This is a genomic window from Caulobacter vibrioides OR37, assembly GCF_000372645.1.
In the GTDB taxonomy this organism is placed as follows: domain Bacteria; phylum Pseudomonadota; class Alphaproteobacteria; order Caulobacterales; family Caulobacteraceae; genus Caulobacter; species Caulobacter vibrioides_E.
This window is the reverse complement of record NZ_APMP01000017.1, coordinates 64,358-82,715: the sequence shown is the minus strand read 5'-3', so window position 1 is coordinate 82,715 and position 18,358 is coordinate 64,358. Positions and strand designations below refer to the sequence as shown.

The window sequence follows — 18,358 nt, the reverse complement described above, 5'->3', positions numbered from 1 at the left end:
CCTCCTCGCAGCCGCATGGCGCGAGGATGCTGAAACACGTTCCTTCCCCCATCCAGGGGGAATGGGGGGAAGCCACCCGCCTTGACCGCGACCCGGCTCGTCCCTCTGATGCAACCCAAGCCTTCACGATTCCCTCGGAGACCCTTTCAGATGCGCCCTTTCCAGATCGCGGTCGCCGCCCTGCTGAGTCTCAGCCTCGCGGCGTGCCACAAGGCGCGGACGTTCGAGGCCCTGCCCGACGACATGGACATGGGCAACAAGGCCGCCAAGGTGACGGTCGTTGAATACGCCTCGGTCGGCTGCCCGGTCTGCGCGCGCTGGCAGAAGGAGGTCTATCCGGCCTTCAAGTCGAAATATATCGACAGCGGCAAGGTCCACTACGTGTTCCGCGAGATGCTGGTCGGCGGCGGCTCGGAAGTGACGGTGGCGGCCGCCGGTTTCCTGCTCGCCCGGTGCGCGGGCAAGGACAAGTATTTCGCCGTCAACGACGCGGTGTTCGCCAGTCATCCGGGTCTCTACGACGCGCCGCGCGAAACCCTGCTGGGCATCGCCAAGCAGGTCGGCATGAACGAGGACGAGTTCACCAAGTGCGTGACCGACGAAAAGCAGATGACCGCGCTGAACGACCGCGCCCAGCGTAACGCCAAGGAGCACGAGGTCGACGCCACCCCGACCTTCGAGATCAATGGCAAGAAGATGGAGCCCGGCTACCACACGCTGGACCAGATCGACGCGGCCATCGCCGCCGCCAGCAGCGACTGAGGCTGGGCTGGCGATCATGACCATCGAGCTGCGGACGGCCCGCCTGCGGCTGCGTCCACCCGTCGAGGGAGACTTGGACGGTTGGGCCGCCTTCGACGCCGATCCCCAAGCGATGCGGTTCTTCGGTGGTCCCAAGTCGCGCGACATCGCCTGGGACGGGCTGGCGCTGGCGGCGGGCATGTGGGCGTTGCGTGGCTGCGGGCTGTTCTCGGTCTTCGAAGCCGAGAGCGGGCGCTGGGTCGGCCGGGTGGGGCCGTGGGTTCCGGAGGGCCCCGAACGCGCCGAGGTCGGCTGGGCGATCCTTCCGGTCTTCTGGGGGCGGGGCTATGCGACCGAGGCTGCGGCGGCCGCTGTCGACTGGACCTTCGCGCACCTGGGCTGGACCGAGGCCCGTCACCGGATCGACCCGGGCAACAGCGCCTCGATCGCCGTCGCCCAGCGGATCGGCTCGCGCTGGATGCGCACCGAAACCAGTCCCGATGGTCAGGCGGTCGAGATCTACGGACAGCTTCGGAGAGACGCGTGAAGTCGCAGGGGGAGGAATCCTGGCCCCGCTGTGCTACACGCACGCGCAATGACTGACACCACCTCCCAAACTAAGGCCGGCTTCGCCGCCATCATCGGCGCGCCGAACGCCGGCAAGTCCACCCTGGTCAATCGCATGGTCGGGGCCAAGGTCTCGATCGTCACCCAGAAGGTCCAGACCACCCGTTTCCCCGTGCGCGGCGTGGCCATCGAGGGCGACACCCAGATCGTCCTCGTGGACACGCCCGGGATCTTCAGCCCGCGCCGGCGCCTTGACCGCGCCATGGTCCGCTCGGCCTGGGCCGGTTCGGAGGAAGCCGAGGCCACCGTCCACCTGGTCGACGTCCAGGCCGAGCTGGCCAGCCGCGCCGACAAGGCCACGCCCGGCGAATACCGCTCGGCCCAGGATGTGCAGACCATCATCGAGGGCCTGAAGGCCGCCGACCGCAAGGTCATCCTGGCGCTGAACAAGATCGACGGGATCAAGCGCGACACCCTGCTGGCCGTCGCCAAGGACTTCTTCGACACCGGCGTCTACACCGACGTCTTCATGATCAGCGCCTCGACCGGCGCGGGCGTCGAGGACCTGACGGCCAAGCTCGTCACCATGATGCCCGAGGGGCCTTGGCTCTATCCGGAGGACCAGACCGCCGACCTGCCGGCCCGCCTGCTGGCCGCCGAGATCACCCGCGAGAAGGTCTATCTGCGCGTCCACGAAGAGCTGCCCTACGCCGCGACCGTCGAGACGACCGCGTTCGAGGAGCGCAAGGACGGCTCGGTGCGTATCGAGCAGACCATCCTTGTCGAGCGCGAAGGCCAGCGGGTCATCGTCATCGGCAAGGGCGGCCAGACCTTGAAGTGGATCGGCCAGGCCTCGCGCGAGGAGCTGTGCGACATCCTCGACCGCAAGGTTCACCTGTTCCTGCACGTCAAGGTGAAGGAGAACTGGGCCGAGGAGCGGGGGCTGTTCAGCGATATCGGGCTGGACTTCGATGTTTGACGCCCCGGCTTCGGCGGCGGCGGTCGATCTCGACGCCTATTTTGGACGCATCGGCTATGACGGGCCTCGCGAGCCTACGCTCGCGGTGTTGCGGGCCATCGCCTTTCGCCATCCCGACGCCATTCCGTTCGAGAACCTGGACGTGCTGCTGGGGCGCGGCGTCAGCATCGTCCCGGCCGACATCGACGCCAAGCTGATCGCGGGCGGGCGGGGCGGTTACTGCTATGAGCAGAATGGCCTCCTGAAGCGGGTGCTAGAGGCCCTGGGATTCCAGGTCGAGGGCCTGATGGCCCGCGTGAAGTGGATGTCGCCGGACGACGCGCCGCCGCGTCCGCGCTCGCATCAGGTGCTGGGCGTGATGCTGGAGGGCGAGACCTGGCTGGTCGACGCCGGCTTTGGCGGCTGCGTTCTAACCGCGCCGCTGCGCCTGTTCTCCGACGCGGAGCAAGACACGCCGCACGGCCGGTTCCGCATCGTCGACACCCAGACCAGCGGCGTGGCCGAACGCCAGGTCCAGGCCGATCTCTCGGGCCGCTGGGCGCCGCTGTACCAGGTGTCGAACGGCGCCTGGGCCGAGGTCGATTACGAGCAGGCCAACTTCTTCACCTACACGCATCCCAGCTCGCACTTCACCTGGAGCATGACCGTGGGGCGCACGACGCCGACCGCGCGCTACGCCCTGAAGAACAATCGCTTCACCCATCGCGACGTCACCGGCGCGGTGGTCGAACAGCGCGATCTGTCGGTCGACGAGCTTGAAACCACCTTGCGCGACGTGATCGGCCTGCCGGTCGAGCCCGACTGGAGGCCCGTTCTGGAGAAGGTCGTCGCGTGGGGGACGCCGACTTGACCCTGGAGTGGGAGGACGAAGCCTACGTCCTCTCGGCCCGCTCGCACGGCGAGACGGGGGCCATCGTCGAGCTGCTCACCCAGGATCGCGGCAAGTTCGCCGCCCACGTGGCCGGCGCGGCTTCGAGGCGGATGAAGCCGTTCCTGCAACCGGGCGCGCGCGTCATCGCCCGCTATCGGGCGCGGGTGTCCGACCAGCTGGGCTCGGCCAGCCTGGAGCCGATGGGCGAGGGGCCTTCCAGCCTGTTCGACGACCGCCTGGCGCTGGCCGGACTTTCCGCCGCCGCCGCCGTGGCCGCCGCGGCTCTGCCCGAGCGCGAGGCCCATCCCGGCGCCTTCCACGCGCTGGAGGCCCTGATCCGCGTTCTCGAAATGCCCGACATCTGGCCGGCGGTCTATGTCCGCTACGAGGCGGGCCTGCTGCAGGAGCTGGGCTTTGGCCTGGATCTCTCCAAGTGCGCGGCGACCGGAGTCTTCGACGACCTCGTCTATGTCAGCCCGCGCACCGGCCGCGCCGTCAGCCGCGACGCCGGGCGGCCGTATCACGACAAGCTCTTGCCGTTGCCGCCGTTCATGCTGTCATCGCAGGGCGGGCTGGCGGAAGGCGACGTGAAGGCGGGCCTCGACATCACCGGCCACTTCCTCGAGCAGTTCGTCTTCGGCCCGCTGAATCGACCCCTGCCGCCGGCGCGGGTCTGGCTGCTGGACCGACTGTCCGAGGCGGGGAGGCTTTAAGAACCGTCACACAGCGGAGCTATCGCGAACCTTCAGCTTTCCGGAGTTCCGCCATGTCCGTGCTCGATCGCTACGCCCTCAGCCGCCGCCGCCTGTTGACCGTCTTCGGGGCCTCGGCCTTGACGGCGCTGTCGATACCGCTGGAGAGCCGGGCGGCCCTGGCGCCGGCCTATTTCAAGACCTATCCGTTCCAGCTGGGCGTGGCCTCCGGCGATCCGTCGCCGGACGGCTTCGTGATCTGGACCCGCCTGGCCCCCGAACCGTTCGAGATCGGCTACGGCATGCCGATGGCGCCGGTCGAGGTCGCGTGGGAGGTCGGCGACTCCGAGAGCATGAAGACCATCGTGGCCAAGGGAACGGCCGTCGCGCCGCCCGAACTGGGGCACGCGATCCACGTCGAGGTCGGCGGACTGCAGCCCGGCCGCGACTACTGGTACCGCTTCATCGCCGGCCGCGACCGCAGCATCCTGGGCCGAGCGCGCACGACGCCAGCCCTGGGCGCGGTCGTCGAGAAGGTCCGCTTCGCCGTCGCCGGCTGCCAGAACTATGAGAACGGCTACTACACCGCTCACCGCCGCATGGCGGAGGACAATCCAGACTTCGTCTTCTGCTACGGCGACTACATCTACGAAGGCCGGGGCGCTCGGACCACCACCAGCGGCGGCCGGCCGATCGAGAACGTCCGCCAGCATTTCGGCGACGAGATCTACAGCCTGGACGACTATCGCCGCCGCTACGCCCAGTACAAGCTGGACGTCGATCTCCAGGCCGCCCACGCCGCCGCGCCCTGGTTCGCGATCTGGGACGACCACGAGATCGACAACAACTGGGCCGCCGAGATCGACCAGGACAATACCGATCCCAAGCTGTTCAACCTGCGCCGCCAGGCCGCCGCCCAGGCCTATTACGAAAACATGCCGCTGCGGGCGTCGAGCTTTCCGGCCGGGACCGGCCTTCAGATCTATCGTCGGGCCAGCTACGGCCAGCTCGTCAACCTGAACCTCCTGGATACGCGCCAGTTCCGGAGCGACCAGCCGTGCGGCGACAAGTGGAGCTGGTGCGAGGGCGTCAACGATCCGAAGGCCCAGTTCATGGGCCTGCCGCAGGAAAAGTGGCTGATCGATGGTCTGTCGGCCTCGAAGGCGACCTGGAACGTCATCGCCCAGCAGGTGATGATGATGGATCTGGATCGGGATCCTGGTCCCGGCGTGATGGTCAACCCGGACTCCTGGGCCGGCTACAACACGCCGCGCCGCCGGGTGCTGTCTCAGATCCGCGACCACAAGGTCGGCAACGTCGTCGTCCTGACCGGCGACGAACACCAGAACTTCGCGGGCGACCTCTATGTCGACGGGGCCAAGCCTGTCGGGCCGCCGATCGCGTCGGAATTCGTGGTCACCTCGATCAGCTCGGGCGGCGACGGGACGGACCAGCGGGAGACGTTCGCCAAGATCCAGGCCGCCAACCCGATGCTGAAGTTCAACAACGACCAGCGCGGCTACGCGATCTGCGAGGCGACGCCCAAGACGTTCGTGACCGAGTTCAAGGTTCTGGACGCTGTCACGCGCAAGGACGGCAAGCTATCGACCCGCGCCAAGTGGGCGGTCGAGGCGGGCAAGCCAGGGCTCGTTCAGGCCTGAGACCACGGCTCCTCCCCGCGTCCCGAGCGCGCGGGGAGGCGTTCGAGGCCTATTTCAGGCCGACCGCGCGGCCCGGGGCGCCGCCGGCGTCATAGTACGGGCGGCCATCGGCTTCCTGCCACCGCAAGGTCGTCACGAAGCCGTTCGCGGCCGGCGCGCTGGTCAGCGTCTTGTGGCTGCCCGCGACGGGCTTGCCGCCCTTCAGGGCCTCGGCCATCACGCGACCGGTCAGCTGGCCCTTGGGCGACAGCTTCACGCCCAGGATCTTGGCCAGGGTCGGCGTCCAGTCGGCGTTGCTGACCGGGGTCGGGTCGACAAAGCCCTTGCGGAAATCCGGGCCGACGGCGGCCATGAAGTTGTGCGTGTCGGCGCGCTGCAGGGCGCCGTGGATGCCCTGGCCCTGCTGCAGCGTGGTGTCGGCCACCTCGACGGCGCACAGCTCCTCCGGCTTGCGTGTGCAACCCGGAGCCAGGAAGCTGCGGAAGCTGATCACGATGGCCGGACGCGGGGTCTTAGCCGAACCGACCAGGCCGATGGCGCTCATCGGCAGGGCGCCGGGGATCGTGCCCAGCGCGTCGTCCACGAAGATGGCGGACACATAGTCCTGCGTCGTCAGGGCCGCCACCGCGCGCTCGACCAGCGCCTTGCGGTCCGGGCCGTTGGCGTAGATCAGGTCCGAACCGCCGCCGGCGACGATCTCAAGCAGCGGGTTCTTGGGATCGGGACCCAGCAGGGCGTTGCCGCCTTTGGGGGCCATGCCCTGGTCGAACATCATCGGCAGGCCGATCGGCTCGAAGGCCGGCAGGTTCAGCGCCTTGGAGAGATCGATGGCCACGAAGCCCGGCGGCAGATAGCCCGGCACGACGCTGTCGAACTTCAGCTTGGCCGCCGCGCTGGTGGCGCTCTCCTTGGAGATCGTCGAGAAGCCGTGGTCGGCCGTGACGATGATGTCGGTCGTCTTGTCCAGGCCTTGCGCTTTGAGGGCGTCGCGCAGGGCCTGCAGATTGTCCGAGGCGTTGCGCACGGCCTTCAGCGAGGTCTCGCCGTTGATGCCCGGGGTCAGGGTGTTGAGGCTGTCGCCCTGGTTATGCTGGGTGCCGTCGGGATCGCGCGACCAGAAGACCATCACGAACGGCTTGCCGCTCTGCTTGAAACGCGGCAGCAGCACCTTGGACACCAGGTCCACGAACCACTTCTGCTGTTCGACATTGGCGACCCGGACGCCCGGCATGTTGTACGCGCCGGGCCAGCTGTTCAGGCCCCGGTCCGGCGGGGTCTTGCTCAGGCCGACCGCCTTGATGGCCTTGGTGATGAAGTCCGGAACCGGGAAGCGGTCCTCGAAGGCGTCGTCGATGACGATGGTGCCCTTGCCGTCGCGGGCGGTGACGTCCTGGACGGCCACTGGGCCCTCCTTGCCGACGGCGGCCGTGACGAAGCCCTGGGCGTGGGCCAGGGCCAGCAGGCTCTCTTCGTTCAGGTAGTTGCCGCCGAACCGCTGGTTCAGCAGGCCGATCGACGGGTCGCTCTCGATCGGCGCCAGGGTCGAGCTGACCGGGAAGGGCAGGGCGGGGCTGCCGGCCGACACGGTGTTCTGGAAGTCGCCGGTGTCGCCGGGCTTGTGGCCGGTGGCGATCGAGGCGGCGTTGACCGTGGTCACGGTCGGGAACATCGAGTGGCTGTTGCGGAAATCGACGCCCTCGCGGCGCAGCGCTTCAAGGGCCGGGGCGGTCTGGGCGTCGACGATTTCCGAACGCAGGCCGTCGGCCACGAAGATGATGACGTTGTGCGGCTTGTGCGTCGCCCGCCAGGCCAGGGTCCCGCCGACCAGGGCGACGATGGCGGCCGCTCCGGCCAGCATGAGCTTCGAGGGGGTCTTGGCGGCCATGAATCCGTAAGTCCAGCTAACTTGAGCGGGTCTTATGACAAGCTTGAATGACGGTCTGACGACGAAAAATCCGCCCGAACGGTCGATCTTCGGCCCCGAAGCTCGTCAGAGCCTTTCCGGTTCAGATGATATCCGAGCCGGATAAAAAGGCTCTGTCTGTTTGAGCTTGGAGCGCGTCAGACGCCGAAACCGCTCACACTTTCGCCTGACGCGCTCTAAGATGCCCGACCACGATTCATAGGCGTCATGAACAAGCCCGTACTTCCTCCCCCCGGCGGTCCCGACGACGGCGACCGCATTCTGGATGAGCCGCTGACCGAAGCCCTGTCGCGGCGCTATCTCGCCTACGCTCTGTCGACGATCGGCTCGCGGGCGCTCCCCGACGTGCGCGACGGCCTGAAGCCCGTGCACCGTCGCGTGCTCTACGCGATGAGCAATATGCGCCTGAACCCCGACGCCGCCGCGCGCAAGTGCGCCAAGGTGGTCGGCGAGGTGATGGGTAACTTCCACCCGCACGGCGACGCCTCGATCTATGACGCCCTGGTCCGCCTGGCCCAGGAGTTCAGTCAACGCATCCCGCTGGTCGAGGGGCAGGGCAACTTCGGCAATATTGACGGCGATAGCGCCGCGGCCATGCGCTACACCGAGTGCAAGATGACGGAAGCGGCGACGCTTCTGCTGGACGGCATCGACGAGGACGCGGTCGACTTCCGCCCGACCTATGACGGACAGGACGAGGAGCCGGTGGTCCTGCCATCGGGCTTCCCGAACCTGCTGGCCAACGGCTCGTCGGGCATCGCGGTCGGCATGGCCACCTCGATCCCGCCGCACAACGCCGCCGAACTGATCGACGCCTGTCAGTTGCTGTTGACCAATCCCGACGCGACGACCGAAGACTTGCTCGCCAAGGTTCCCGGGCCGGACTTCCCGACCGGCGGGGTCATCGTCGAGCCGCGCGCTTCTCTGCTGGAAACCTACGAGACCGGCCGGGGCGGCGTGCGTATCCGCGCCAAGTGGGACAAGGAGGACACCGGTCGCGGCACGTACCAGATCGTCGTCACCGAGATCCCGTATCAGGTGAAGAAGTCGGATCTGGTCGAGCAGCTGGCCGACCTGATCGACAGCAAGAAGGCCGCCCTTCTGGGCGACGTCCGCGACGAGAGCGCCGAGGACATCCGTCTCGTCCTCGAACCGAAGTCCAAGAACGTCGAGCCCGAAGTGCTAATGGAGAGCCTGTTCAAGCTCTCGGCGCTGGAAAGCCGCTTCCCGGTCAACATCAACGTGCTGGACGCGCGCGGCACGCCGGGCGTGATGGGCCTCAAGCAGGCCCTGATGGCGTTCCTCGCCCACCGCCGCGAGGTTCTGACCCGGCGCGCCCGACATCGCTTGGCCAAGATCGAAGCTCGTCTGCACATCCTGGACGGCCTGCTGGTCGCCTATCTGAACCTCGACGAGGTCATTCGGATCGTCCGCTACGAGGACAAGCCGAAGGAAAAGCTGATCGAGACGTTCGCGCTGTCGGACATCCAGGCCGACGCCATCCTCAATACCCGCCTGCGCCAACTGGCCAAGCTGGAAGAGATGGAGATCCGTCGCGAGCACGCGGAACTGGTGGAAGAGCGCGACGGCATCCTGGCCATGCTGGCCAGCGACGCCCAGCAGTGGAAGCTGGTGGGCGTGGGCCTGTCAGAGGTGCGCGCGACGCTGCTGAAGATCAAGCATCCGCTGGACAAGGCCCGTCCGACCGGCGTGACCGGACGTTCGATTTTCGCGGACGCTCCGGTCGTCGACGCCGACGCCGCCATCGAGGCGATGATCGTGCGCGAGCCGATCACGATCATCCTGTCCGAGCGCGGCTGGATCCGCGCCGCCAAGGGCAAGATCGACGATCCGTCCGAGCTGAAGTTCAAGGAAGGCGACAAGCTGGGCTTCCTGGTTCCGGCCGAGACCACGGACAAGCTGCTGATCTTCTCCAGCGACGGCCGTTTCTTCACATTGGGCTGCGACAAGCTTCCCAGCGCGCGAGGACACGGCGAGCCGGTGCGGATGATGATCGAGCTGGACGACAAGGTGAAGATCATCGACGTCTTCCCGTTCAAGGCCGGCCGCAAGCGCTTCATCGCCTCCAAGCAGGGCTACGGCTTCCTGCTGCCCGAGGAGGAGACCCTGGCCAACCGCAAGGCCGGCAAGCAGGTCCTGACGGTCGACGCGGCCGGCGCGGCCTTCTGCATGGAGGTCGTCGGCGACCAGATCGCGGTGGTGGGCGACAACGGCAAGATCCTGATCTTCCCGATCGAGGAACTGCCGGAAATGCCGCGCGGCAAGGGCGTCAAGCTGCAGTCCTACCGCGAGGGCGGTCTGCGCGACGGCCTGTCGTTCAGCGCCGAGACCGGCGCCTTCTGGATCGACACCGCCGGCCGTCGTCGCGAGTGGGCCGAGTGGAAGGACTGGGCCGGTCGTCGCGCCGGGGCCGGCAAGCTCGCGCCTCGCGGGTTCCCGACCAGCAAGCGGTTCCGACCCAAGTGACGGTGGCCAAATGAACTTGGGACGGTTGCGTCGCCGCGCGTTGGCCCTGCTGGCCGGCGCCTTCGGCTGCGCGGCCGTCGCCGCGACGCCGGCCCTTGCCTTGCCCAAGGCCAAGCCCGAAGAGGTCGGCTTCAACGCCGACCGTCTGAAGAAGCTGGACGACCAAATGCAGGCGATGGTCGATCATGGCCAGATCGCCGGCGGCGTCACATTGCTGGCCCGCCATGGCCGGATCGTCCACGCGCGAGCCTATGGCCGCCAGGCCCTGGGCGGTCAGCCCATGCCCCTGAACGCGATTTTCCGCATTCGCTCCGAGACCAAGCCGATCACGGGCGTGGCCATGATGATCCTGTACGAGCAGGGTCTCTGGAAGCTGGACGATCCGATCAGCAAATACGTGCCGGAGTTCGCCGATCTGCGCATCGTCAGCGGCGTCGACGCGTCGGGCCAGCCGATCCTGGCGCCGATCAGCCGTCCGCCGACCATGCGTGAGCTGATGACCCACACCGCCGGCTTCGCCTACGGTCTGGCCGACGATCCGAACAGTCCGGCGGACCAGGCCTATTACCGGGCCGGCGTGCTTCAATCATCCTCGCTGGGCGAGCTAGTCCAGAAGGTCTCGGAACTGCCGATGTATTCCGAGCCCGGCCAGCTGTGGCGCTACAGCGTGGCGGCCGATATCCAGGGCTACATCATCGAAAAACTGTCGGGCCAGACCCTGCCCGCGTTCATGGAAGAGCACATCTTCGCGCCGCTGAAGATGCGCGACACCGCCTTCTATGTGCCCGAGGAGAAGGCCCATCGGCTGGCGGCGCTCTACACCGCCGATCCGCGCACGGGACGGCTGATCCCCGCGGTCGAAGGGGCTTGGCGCGACGTCACCAAGCCGCCCGCCGCGCCGCTGGGCGGCGGAGGGCTGGTCTCGACGGCGCACGACTTCGCCCGCTTCGCCCAGATGATCCTCAACAAGGGCGAGCTTCATGGCGCGCGGATCCTCAAGCCCGAGACCGTGGCCCTGATGACGCAGAACCACCTGCCGCCGGGGTTCGTGGTCACGACCAATGGTACGACCGGTGTCTTGCAGCCGAGCCTTCGCCCATTCCCCTTCGCCGCCGGCATGGGCTATGGGCTCGACATGGCGGTGGCGGTCAATCCGGCCGCCTCGGGCGCGCCGGTGGGACGGGGCACGGTCAGCTGGGGCGGCAGCGCCGGCACCTGGTTCTGGATCGACCCGGTTCATGACCTGCTTTTCGTCGGCATGATCCAGCGCCTGGGTGGTGTCGGACCCAAACTGGACGCTCAGTCGCGCGCCTTGGTCTATCAGGCGATCGAGCCGCCGCTGCAGCAGGCGATCCCGACTGTACCGGCCCATACGCCGCATCCGGGACCGACCAGGGTCACGAGCCGGTAGCGCGCGGGCCGCGATCTCGGCATGGTGCCTCCCAATAACAGAGGGAGGCGGGTCATGCGGGCCGACGCGGAATTCGACATCATCGTCTACGGCGCCAGCGGTTTCACCGGGCGGCTAGTGGCGGAGTATCTGGCGGCTCGCTTCGGAACTGGCGGCGCCGTGCGCTGGGCCATGGCGGGACGCGGCGAGGAAAAACTGGCGGCGGTGCGCGCCGAGATCGGCGCGCCGCTGGACACGCCGCTCGTTGTCGCCGACGCCGATGATCCCCAATCCCTGCGAACCATGGTCCGTCGCGCCAAGGCGGTGCTGACCACGGTCGGGCCCTACCAGCTTTACGGCTCGGACCTGGTCGCCGCCTGCGTCGAGGAGGGGACCGACTATCTGGACCTTTGCGGCGAACCGGCCTGGATGCGGCGAATGATCGACGCGCACGAGGCGCGGGCAAAGGAGACGGGCGCGCGGATCGTCTTCTCGTGCGGCTTCGACTCCATCCCTTTTGAACTTGGCGTCTGGTTCCTGCAGGAAACCGCGCGGAAAGCCCTGGGCGCGCCGGTTCCGCGCGTGAAGGGCCGGGTTCGCGCGATGAAGGGAGGTTTTTCCGGCGGCACGGCCGCCAGCCTCAAGGCGACGATGGCCGCCGCCGCCAAGGACCCGGGAGTCATCGCGCTGTTGAAGAATCCGTTCGCGCTGACGCCGGGCTTTCAGGGACCCCAGCAGCCGTCCGGCAATCGGCCGATGCTGGAGGAGGATCTTGGCGTCTGGGCCGCGCCGTTCGTGATGGCGGCGATCAATACGCGCAATGTCCATCGCTCGAACGCCTTGATGGGCCATCCCTACGGCGCGGATTTCGTGTACGACGAGATGGTGCTGACCGGTCCTGGCGAGCAGGGCCAGAAGATCGCCGAGCACATCGCCGCCTCCGGCGGCGGCCTCGGCGGGGAGGGCGGCCCCAAGCCCGGCGAAGGTCCCAGCAAGGAAGAGCGAGAAACCGGCTTCTACGACGTCCTGTTCGTCGGCTTGGCGCCTGACGGCCGTCAGGTTCGCGTTTCGGTCAAGGGCGACAAGGACCCCGGCTACGGCTCGACCTCGAAGATGATCGCCGAGTCGGCGGTGTGCCTGATCTCGGAGGCCGCCGACGCGCCGGGCGGGATCTGGACGCCCGGCGCGGCCATGGGGCGCAAGCTGATCGACCGCCTAGAGGCCCATGCGGGCCTGCGGTTCGAGGTCGAGCGGGGTTGAAGAAAAATTCGCGTGCGCGCCTTGCTCAATTCGCCCTAAGGTCCCGTCTCGAACAAGTGTTTGGAGAGGCGGACATGGTTCTTCGGCGTCTGACGGCGGCCGCGTTGGCGACGGTTCTGGCGTTCGGCGGCGCGGCGCCTGGATGGGCCGCGCCGGTCTCGACCCATGTCGAGGCCTCCAGCGCCTTTCCGGCCAGCAGGCCCGAGAGCGTCGGCTTTTCGGCTGACGGGCTGAAGGCGCTGGACGCTCACATGCAGGGGCTGGTCGACGCCGGCCACCTGCCGGGCGTCACCACCATGCTGGTCCGCCACGGCAAGGTCGTGAACTTCGAGGTCCACGGCAAGAAGGGCTTCGACGGTCCGCCGATGACCAAGGACACGGTGTTCCGCATCTACTCGCAGTCCAAGCCCGTCACCGGCGTGGCCATGATGATCCTCTTCGAGGAGGGCAAGTGGAAGCTGGACGATCCGGTCAGCAAGTACATTCCGGAATTCGCCTCGTTGCGGGTCTTCAAGGGCGTCAACTCCGACGGCTCGTTCGACACCGTGCCGGCCGACCGTCCGCCGACCATGCGCGAGATCATGAGCCACTCGGGTGGGTTCGCCTATGGCCTGGTTCCGGACAACCCGATCGACAAGGCCTATGTCGACACCGGCGTCTTGGGCAGCAAGTCGAGCGACGAGTTCATCAAGCGTGTCGCCGCCCTGCCGCTGGTGGCCCAGCCGGGCACGCGGTGGAAGTACAGCGTCTCGGTCGACATCCAGGGCCTGATCGTCGAGAAGTTGTCGGGCATGTCGCTGGGCGACTTCATGCAAAAGCGCATCTTCACGCCGCTGAAGATGGTCGACACGGGCTTCTGGCTGCCGGCGGAAAAGACCAGCCGCCTGGCGTCGCTTTATGCCTGGGGACCCAAGGTTCATAAGCTGGTTCCGGCCGACGGCTTCATGGTGCTGGATATCTCGAAGCCGCCGGTCATGGCCTCGGGCGGCGGCGGCCTGGTCTCGACCAACGCCGACTACGCCCGCTTCGCCCAGATGCTGCTGAACGGCGGCGAGCTTGACGGCGCGCGCATCCTGAAGCCCGAGACCGTCAAGCTGATGCGCACGAACATGCTCAGCGACACGATCATGAATTCCGACATCCCGCCGTTCAACACCGCCAAGGGGCGGGGCTTTGGCCTGGACTTCGCGGTGGTGCTGGACAGCGCCAAGGCCGGTCCGCAGGGGAACGGGACCTATAGCTGGGGCGGCGCGGCCGGAACCTGGTTCTGGATCGACCCGACCAACGATCTCTTCTTCCTGGGCATGATCCACATCCTCAACAAGGACGGTGATCCCGCCATCGCCCACATCGACCAGGACAGCGCCAAGTTCGTCTATGACGCGCTCAAGGATCCGTCGAAGTAGGTTTTCTCCGATTTCCCCGGCGACCGTCGGGGTCCAGATCCAGCCAGAGCGACTGGGACGCTCGCGCCGTTCTCCCCGGCTTCAATGAGGAGACCCTCGGGCTCGACCTTTGCCTGGCGTCCGCCGGGAATGTCGGGAGGAGGAGAAGCAGGGAGTGATGCATGAAAGCCGCCGTCTATTACGAAACCGGCTCGCCGGACGTCTTGCGCTACGAGGACGTTCCAGATCCCGTCTGTCATCCGCAGGGCGTGGTGATCCGCGTCGAAGCGGTCAGCATCGAGGGCGGCGACACCCTTAATCGCGGCGGCGGCCAGATGGCGGGCAGCCCGCACATCGTCGGCTATCAGGCCGCCGGCGAGATCATCGAGGTCGGCGCCGAGGTCGCGCATTTGAAGGTCGGCCAGAAGGTGGTTACCGTGAACGCCTTCGGCTCGCACGCCGAGCTGCGCGCCGTGCCGGCCCGAAACGCCTGGCCGATTCCGGACGGTTTCGACATCCGCAAGGCCGCCGCCATTCCGGTGCCGTTCGGAACGGCCCACGAGTGCCTGTTCGGCGCGGGCCATCTGAAGGCCGGCGAGACGGTGCTGGTTCAGGCCGGCGCGGGGGCGGTCGGTCTGGCCGCCATCCAGTTGGCCAAGAAGGCCGGGGCCACGGTCCTGGCCTCGGCCTCCAGCGACGAGCGGCTGGAACGCCTGAAGGCGTTCGGCATGGACCACGGGATCAACTACCGCCGCGACGATCTCGTCGAGCAGGTGATGAAGCTGACGGGCGGCAAGGGCGTCGATCTGGTGGTCGACCCCGTCGGCGGCGCGACCTTGCAGGGCAGCCTCGGCGCCCTAGGCTATCGGGGGCGCATCTCGCTGGTCGGCAACGCCGGGCGCGAACCCATGAAGGTCGACGTCTCGTCGCTGATGGGCGGCAACCGCTCGCTGACCGGGGTCTTCCTCGGCGCGGAGATCATGACCGACCGCGTCCACGACATGATCCAGGACCTGATCGATCAGGCGGCGCGCGGAGAGCTTGAGGTCGTCATCGACAGCACGTTCCCGCTCGCCGAGGCCGACAAGGCCCACGCCTATATCGAGGGACGCCAGGCCGTTGGCCGGGTGTTGCTGATCCCATGAACCGCGTCCTTCGACATACGGGGGCCAAGTACCCCATCGTCCAAGCCCCGATGGGCTGGATCGCGCGCTATCCGCTAGCCTCGGCCGTCTCGCGCGCGGGCGGGCTGGGCATCATCGAGACCTCGTCCGGCGAGACCGAAAACTGTAAAGCCGAGATCACCAAGATGGCGGCCAGCGGCCTGCCGTTCGGGGTCAATCTGCCGATCATGTTCCTGCGCGACGACGCCATGCTGCGCTTCGTCTGCGATAGCGGGGTCAAGTTCGTGACCACCTCGGCCGGCAGCCCGGCCAAGTTCATCGGCCCGCTGAAGGACGCCGGGATCGTCGTCTATCACGCGGTGCCGACAGTCGACGCGGCGGTGAAGTGCGTCGAGGCGGGCGTCGACGGCCTGGTGGTCGAGGGCGCCGAGGGCGGCGGCTTCAAGAACCCGGAAGAGGTTTCGACCCTCGTCCTGCTGCAGGCCATCCGAGCCAAGACCGACGTTCCGCTGATCGCCGCCGGCGGCATCTGCGACGGACGCGGCATGGCGGCGGCCTTCGCTCTGGGCGCCGAGGCCGTCCAGATGGGCACGCGCTTTGTCAGTTCGGCCGAGAGTCCGGTCCACGCCAACTACAAGGCCGCGATCACCGGGGCCAAGGAGACGGGCACCTGGGTGCTCAACAAGAAGGCCAGTCCCTGCATCCGGGCCATCAAGTCGGAGCTGACCAAGGAGATCCACGACGCGGGCGTCATGCCGCCCGACGTTCTGAAGAACATCCTGGACGTCTATTTCGGCGGCGACATGGAGGCCGCGCCGGCCCTGGCCGGTCAGACCGTCGGGCTGATCGACGAGGTGAAGACCGCCCAGGCGATTATCGACGAGACCGTCGCCCAGTTCCACGACATCACCGGGCGTCTTGGCGCCCTGGCCGCCGCGCGCGGCTTCTAGGAGTATTACAATGCAGAACCTGTTCTCGCTCGAAGGCCGCGTGGCCCTGGTGACCGGCGGTTCGCGCGGCATCGGCGCGATGATCGTCAAGGGCTTCCTGACCTACGGCGCCAAGCGCGTCTACATCACCGCCCGCAAGGCGGCGGCTTGCGACGCGGCGGCCGAGGAGCTTTCCCAGTTCGGCGAGTGCGTCTCGCTGCCGGGCGACATCTCAACCCTGGAAGGCATCCAGGGCCTGGTCGAGCGCATCAAGGCGCGCGAGGAGAAGCTCGACATCCTCGTGAACAACGCTGGCGCGGCCTGGGGCGCCGAGTTCGACACCTTCCCCGAGAGCGGCTGGGACAAGACCGTCGACCTCAACATGAAGACGCCGTTCTTCCTGACCCAGGCCCTGATCGGTGAGCTGCGCGCGGCGGGCAAGGACCACGTGGCCAAGGTCATCAACATCGCATCCATCGACGGCCAGTCGGTGACCAAGGACGAGACCTATCCCTACGGCGCGTCCAAGGCGGGCCTGCTGCACATGACCAAGCGCATGGCGCTGCGTCTGGCGCCCGACAATATCGCCGTCAGCTGCATCGCGCCCGGCGCCTTCGCCTCGGACATGAACAAGGTGGCGCGCGACCACGCCGACGCGGTGTCCAAGGCCATCCCGGCCGGCCGTATCGGCACGGAAGAGGACATGGCCGGCGCGGCCATCTACCTGGCCTCGCGGGCGGGCGACTATGTCATGGGCGGCGCGGTGACCGTGGACGGCGGTGTCAGCTTCGCTCGATGAACGAAGAAGCGCGCCACCCCAACCGGAATGGCGCGCTTCCTCTCGATCGACGGCGAGATGCTAAGCGGCGCGAGCGCGTGCCTGGGTCTGGGCTTGGACCTGTTCGCCGATACGGAAGCGGCCGACCAGTTGGCTCAGCTCGCTGGCCTCGCCCCGCAGGTTCGCCGCCGCGGCCGTGGCTTCTTCAACCATGGCGGCGTTCTGTTGCGTGACTTGGTCCATCTGGTTGACGGCGGTGTTTACCTGGGTGAGGCCCGTGGCCTGTTCGCGCGACGAACGCGCGATCTCGCTGATCTGGTCGGTGATCTCGGCGACCTTGCCGACGATGCCCGACAGGGCCTCGCCGGTCTGACCGACGAGCTTCACGCCGCGCTCGACCTGGGTCGAGGAATTGGCGATCAGGGTCTTGATCTCCTTGGCTGCGTCGGCGGAACGCTGGGCCAGGGCGCGGACTTCCTGGGCGACGACCGCGAAGCCACGACCGGCCTCGCCAGCGCGGGCGGCCTCGACGCCGGCGTTCAGGGCCAGCAGGTTGGTCTGGAAGGCGATCTCGTCGATGACGCCGATGATCTGAGTGATCTGTCCCGAGCTCTGCTCGATTTCGCCCATGGCCGCGACCGCGTCGCGAACGACCGCGCCGGAACGCTCGGCGTCGATCTTGGCTGACGCGGCGGCGCTCGAAGCCTGGATAGCGCCCTCGGCGCTGCGATTGACGGTCGAGGTAATTTCATCGAGCGCGGCGGCTGTCTCCTCAAGGCTGGCGGCCTGCTGTTCGGTGCGGCGAGAGAGGTCGTTTGAAGCGCTCGCGATTTCGTCCGAACCGCCGCGGATCGAGCCAGCGCTCTGCGCGATATTGCTCAAGGCGTCGCGCAGACGGGCTAGCGAGTGATTGAAGTTGTCCTTTACCGTCTGCGCCTGGGCCGGGAAGGGCGCGTCGATGCGGTGGGTCAGATCGCCCTCGGCGAGGGCCTTCAAGCCTTCGGCGAGAGCGTTCAGCGCCACCTGGTTCTCGGCGGCCTCCTCGCGGGCCTTCTGCTCCACCAGCGTCTGCTCGTGAATATCGGTCAAGGAGCCGCACGCGCGGATCGTGCCATCCGCCGCGTGACGGCAGCCGCCCGTGGCGCGGAACCAGCGGTAGTCGCCCGAGCGGGTCTTAAGGCGGTAGGTCACGTTATAGCGGGCGGCGCCTGTCCGGTCCGTCAAGTGGGCCGCGAAGGCGGCGAAAGTCGGCTCGACATCGTCAGGGTGCAGTTTGTCCGACCAGGACTGACAGACATTGGGAAAGTCGGCCTCGCTCGTATAGCCGATCAGGCGGCGGAATTCCGGCGACCAGTTCCAGACGCTCTTGGGGTGCAGAGCGTCGGCGTCATACAGCACCGATTCCCAAAGGCCGATGCCGCAGGCCTGATCCAGCAACTCGGAGCGTTCCTTCAGGTCCGCGAACTGTTTCTTGAGTTGATCGATCTCGCTGGCTTTGCGACCCGAGAAGAGCATGTTCCCCACCTAATAGTTGGCGCCGAGCTCGTAGCAGAGCGTGAGGTGATTTTGT

The 18,358-nt window shown here is 67.3% G+C and carries 15 protein-coding genes; 13 read left to right on the top strand and 2 right to left on the bottom strand.

Features of this window, described 5'->3' with window-relative positions; all coding sequences use genetic code 11:
• The first annotated feature begins 150 nt into the window (after positions 1-150).
• The 6 genes from OR37_RS13445 to OR37_RS13420 are packed head-to-tail and all read left to right on the top strand — an operon-like array spanning position 151 to position 5,511.
• A complete protein-coding gene (locus OR37_RS13445; protein WP_004620729.1) occupies positions 151-762 on the top strand; it encodes a thioredoxin domain-containing protein in 612 nt (203 codons plus the stop codon).
• A 16-nt stretch (positions 763-778) separates the two neighbouring features.
• On the top strand, positions 779-1,288 hold the full coding sequence (locus OR37_RS13440; protein ID WP_004620726.1) for a GNAT family N-acetyltransferase: 510 nt from the start codon (positions 779-781) through the stop codon (positions 1,286-1,288).
• 48 nt (positions 1,289-1,336) lie between these two features.
• Complete coding sequence (era, locus tag OR37_RS13435) at positions 1,337-2,287, top strand: GTPase Era (RefSeq protein WP_004620723.1); 951 nt, start codon at positions 1,337-1,339, stop codon at positions 2,285-2,287.
• Positions 2,280-3,137 carry an arylamine N-acetyltransferase family protein gene (locus OR37_RS13430; protein ID WP_004620722.1) on the top strand — a complete coding sequence of 286 codons (858 nt, stop codon included), beginning with the start codon at positions 2,280-2,282 and terminating at the stop codon, positions 3,135-3,137. Before era ends, OR37_RS13430 begins: the two co-directional genes overlap by 8 nt.
• Before the next feature lie 2 nt (positions 3,138-3,139).
• Positions 3,140-3,871 (top strand): DNA repair protein RecO, encoded by a 732-nt coding sequence (gene recO, locus OR37_RS13425; RefSeq protein WP_035017411.1) that lies wholly within the window; start codon positions 3,140-3,142, stop codon positions 3,869-3,871.
• Between the two features lie 53 nt (positions 3,872-3,924).
• On the top strand, positions 3,925-5,511 hold the full coding sequence (locus tag OR37_RS13420) for an alkaline phosphatase D family protein (RefSeq protein WP_004620718.1): 1,587 nt from the start codon (positions 3,925-3,927) through the stop codon (positions 5,509-5,511).
• Between the two features lie 49 nt (positions 5,512-5,560).
• Here OR37_RS13420 and OR37_RS13415 read toward each other — a convergent pair whose 3' ends face one another.
• The gene (locus tag OR37_RS13415) at positions 5,561-7,396 is read right to left on the bottom strand and encodes an alkaline phosphatase family protein (RefSeq protein ID WP_004620716.1); all 1,836 of its coding nucleotides are present in this window, start codon (positions 7,394-7,396) and stop codon (positions 5,561-5,563) included.
• Positions 7,397-7,642: 246 nt separating this feature from the next.
• On the opposite strand from OR37_RS13415, the gene parC reads away from it, so the two are divergent.
• The 7 genes from parC to OR37_RS13380 all read left to right on the top strand — a co-directional run bounded on the left by parC (position 7,643) and on the right by OR37_RS13380 (position 16,809).
• Positions 7,643-9,922, top strand: coding sequence for a DNA topoisomerase IV subunit A (gene parC, locus OR37_RS13410; protein ID WP_004620715.1), 2,280 nt, complete (start codon positions 7,643-7,645; stop codon positions 9,920-9,922).
• A 10-nt stretch (positions 9,923-9,932) separates the two neighbouring features.
• Positions 9,933-11,333 (top strand): serine hydrolase domain-containing protein, encoded by a 1,401-nt coding sequence (locus OR37_RS13405; protein ID WP_004620713.1) that lies wholly within the window; start codon positions 9,933-9,935, stop codon positions 11,331-11,333.
• A 54-nt stretch (positions 11,334-11,387) separates the two neighbouring features.
• Positions 11,388-12,572 (top strand): saccharopine dehydrogenase family protein, encoded by a 1,185-nt coding sequence (locus tag OR37_RS13400; protein ID WP_004620711.1) that lies wholly within the window; start codon positions 11,388-11,390, stop codon positions 12,570-12,572.
• A 74-nt stretch (positions 12,573-12,646) separates the two neighbouring features.
• Positions 12,647-13,978: a serine hydrolase domain-containing protein gene (locus OR37_RS13395; protein ID WP_004620708.1), complete on the top strand. Its 1,332-nt coding sequence runs from the start codon at positions 12,647-12,649 to the stop codon at positions 13,976-13,978.
• A gap of 161 nt (positions 13,979-14,139) precedes the next feature.
• Positions 14,140-15,102: a quinone oxidoreductase family protein gene (locus tag OR37_RS13390; RefSeq protein ID WP_004620706.1), complete on the top strand. Its 963-nt coding sequence runs from the start codon at positions 14,140-14,142 to the stop codon at positions 15,100-15,102.
• The gene (locus tag OR37_RS13385; protein ID WP_004620705.1) at positions 15,099-16,031 is read left to right on the top strand and encodes an NAD(P)H-dependent flavin oxidoreductase; all 933 of its coding nucleotides are present in this window, start codon (positions 15,099-15,101) and stop codon (positions 16,029-16,031) included. Before OR37_RS13390 ends, OR37_RS13385 begins: the two co-directional genes overlap by 4 nt.
• Before the next feature lie 10 nt (positions 16,032-16,041).
• Entirely contained in the window at positions 16,042-16,809 is a 768-nt protein-coding gene (locus tag OR37_RS13380; RefSeq protein WP_004620703.1) for an SDR family NAD(P)-dependent oxidoreductase, read from the top strand.
• 60 nt (positions 16,810-16,869) lie between these two features.
• Here OR37_RS13380 and OR37_RS13375 read toward each other — a convergent pair whose 3' ends face one another.
• The gene (locus OR37_RS13375; RefSeq protein WP_004620701.1) at positions 16,870-18,303 is read right to left on the bottom strand and encodes a methyl-accepting chemotaxis protein; all 1,434 of its coding nucleotides are present in this window, start codon (positions 18,301-18,303) and stop codon (positions 16,870-16,872) included.
• Positions 18,304-18,358 lie beyond the last annotated feature (55 nt).